Genomic DNA, 2818 nt, shown 5'->3' with positions numbered 1-2818 from the left:
TCTGCGTATTTGATGAAGTAGAAAAAGCCCATGAGGAAGAAGATGGGAAAGAAGAGGAAGACGACGAAGGGGTTTGTGGCGGCTTGCGAGACGAGGCCGAACGCGATGAAGCAGAGGGCGAGGGCGAGGAAGACTGCCGTCATGAAGGTTTTTTTAACGTACTCTTCGGGCGTGTCTTCTATTTTTGCCTGTTGAAGCTTGATGCTAAGCCCGGGGATTGACCTCGCGATGCGCTTGAAGAGGAAGACATTCATGGGCGTGTTCACTCAACAAATTTTTTGTTGCTCTTGACGAACTTCATGAGGTTGGTTTTGTTCGTGTAGTATTCTGCAATGATGCGTCCGACTTCGTCCACGGTGTGGATGTCTTGCTCGACGAGGTAGTGCAGGACTTGTTTTTTCTCTTCGAGTTCCTGCTCGATTTCTTCGTCGGTGTATCCTGTGTAGAGGCGGAGGGTGTCGTAGAAGGTTGTGGATTTGTTCACGCGCACTTGCGTGTCTTTTTTGGCGTCGTATTGGAGAATGACGTTGGATTCTCCGTCTTCCGTGATTTCTGCTATTTGGAAGGTTCGTCGAAGGCCTGTTCTTCGGTTGCGGAACTGGACGATGAGAAGGGAGATTGCTGGGAGCATGATTTTAGGAACCTCAATGGGGGGGTTGGTGAGGCGCTTGATGGCTTCGTCTGCGTTGTTGGCGTGGAACGTGGCGTAGACGGAGTGGCCGGTGTGGATTGCTTCGAAGAGGGTTTCTGCTTCCCTGCTCCTGCGAACTTCTCCTACTAGGATGCGGTCGGGGCGCATACGCAGGCTGTTGACGAGGAGGTCGCCCATGCTGACTTCGCCTTTGCCTTCGGCGTTGGGGAGGCGCGTGTTCATGGGGACCCAGTGGAGGAACTTGGGAAGTTGGAGTTCGCGGGTGTCTTCGATGGACACAATGCGTTGGTTGGGTGGGAAGAAGTTGGCAAAGCAGTTGAGGGCGCTCGTTTTTCCTGACGCGGTTCCTCCTGCAATGATTGCGCTCATTTCGTAGTGGAGGGCCATCCAGATGAGCGCTGCGGCATCGACGGATATGGTATTGGACTTGAGGAAGCGCGTTATCGTCCAAGGATCCCTGCTGAATCGGCGGATGGTGATGGTGTTTCCTTTGGTTGAGATGGGGTTGAGCGTGGCGTTGACGCGGTCTCCTTCTTCGAGGTGGGCGTCGAGGAGGGGTTCGAGAACGGTGATTTGCCTACCGACGCGCCTGCCGATGATGCTGGCGTAGTGGCGTATTTGTTCTTCGTCACGAACGAAGATGTTTGTTTTGAGCCAGCCGTGGACTTTGTGGTAGACCCAGACCGGGTCGCCGGCGTCGTTGATGACGATTTCTTCAAGTTTATTATCGTCCATGAGGAGTTCTATATTGCCAAGGCCGAGGGATTTCGCGATGAGGTAGCTCGTGAGGAACCCTTTCACTTCGTCGTCGAGGTCGGGGAAGTAGCGCTTGATGAGGTCTGAGATGGTTGCGCTGAATTTTTGTTCTATTTGCTGGTAGCGCTTGATGTCGGTGAGGTCGACCATGCCGAGGTTGACTTTGCGGATGAGTTCCCTGCGAATTTTTTCCAGGATGAACTCTGTTGTCCGGCTGACCGAAGAGATGCTAACCTCGTAGGAAGGGACGAAGTCGCCTTTGCGCTTAATAATGGTTATCGTGATTGGTATGTCTTTAGACTTGTAGGAGTAGCGATCGATGTAGTCCCCGCGAACTTCTTTTATTTCAAGTTCGCTCTTGATGGGCTTGTCTTTAACGTCGGGAATTTTGGCAATGAGTTGTTCTATCTCCTCCCTGTTCTTGCTGGCGTCCGCGTTGTTCGTTGCAGCGCCTTTTTTTTCCAGAAATTGCTCTGTTAATGTCTTGTTCGGTTTTTGCTGGGCAGGCCTCTCCTCTTTTGCCAAGAAAGTTCACCTCTTTTTTTTCTTTGCTTCTTGAAACTCGGCCATATTTAAATGTTGTCTTTTTTGGGGGGGTTGCCGAGTTCGGAGAAGAAACGCAAGAGGAGGTTTGCCGGCGGCTCACGGCGTTTTGGGGACGAGCATGGCTTTGAGTTTGTCAATGCTCTCTTGGAACGCTTTTTTCTTTTTGTCGAATTCTCCTGTTTTTTGCTCAAGTTCGGCTATGAATTTCTTGGCGTCGCTTGACTTTGCTATGGCTGAGAACGCTTCTGCTTTTTTGCGCAGGGCCTCTAGTTCAGCCCGCATTTCTTGTTTTCGTCGTTCAAGGTCTTCGAGCGCCTTGCCTATTTCCATTTCTTTTTTGAAAAATTGGTAGAATCGTTGGCTGACAACGCTTGCTTGGTGGCTGTAGCCTTCTATTTCCGCTTTTTTCTTCTTTATTTTTTCTATGAGGTCTTCTTGTATTTCAAGGATTTTATTTTCGTGTTCTTCTGAGAGTGCGATGAGGGGTTCGATCTCTTTTTCTCGCTTGTAGATGATGTCTTCTTGGATTTTTTTGGCGAGGAGTTTGAGTTTGGCGAGGGCTTCTTCTTCTGATTTGACAACTTCTCGTTCACGGTCTGCTTGTTTTTCTATTGAAGAGACGAGTTCTTGTAGGGCTTGAAGCCTGCGTTTGAGGCTCTCTTCTTTCTTTTCAAAGCCTTGTAGAACGTCTTGTTCTTCTTCGATGCGCTTGGTTTCTTTATCAATGGTCTTGACGAGTTCTTCGTATTTTTGTTCTTCTTGGCGCAGTTTTTGGTGGACTTCGTCAATGAGTTTTTGGTAGTTGAGTTTTTGCTGGATGATATCTTGATCGATGGATTTTTTGAGGTCTTCATAGTGGCGGAG

At 49.4% G+C, this 2818-nt stretch carries 3 protein-coding genes; all 3 read right to left on the bottom strand.

The window, feature by feature from the left end; genetic code table 11:
• Positions 1-266: hypothetical protein (locus tag D6783_00015; protein RME54054.1), on the bottom strand; the 266-nt coding region annotated here is incomplete at its 3' end.
• The gene (locus D6783_00010) at positions 263-1933 is read right to left on the bottom strand and encodes a CpaF family protein (GenBank protein ID RME54053.1); all 1671 of its coding nucleotides are present in this window, start codon (positions 1931-1933) and stop codon (positions 263-265) included. The genes D6783_00010 and D6783_00015, both read right to left, overlap by 4 nt.
• Positions 1934-2050: 117 nt before the next feature.
• The coding region (locus D6783_00005) for a hypothetical protein (GenBank protein RME54052.1) at positions 2051-2818 on the bottom strand (768 nt) is incomplete at its 5' end.

This window comes from Candidatus Woesearchaeota archaeon (genome assembly GCA_003694805.1).
In the GTDB taxonomy this organism is placed as follows: Archaea; Nanobdellota; Nanobdellia; order Woesearchaeales; family J110; genus J110.
The sequence above is the reverse complement of the archived record's forward strand: the minus strand, read 5'-3'. Positions and strand labels throughout refer to the sequence as shown.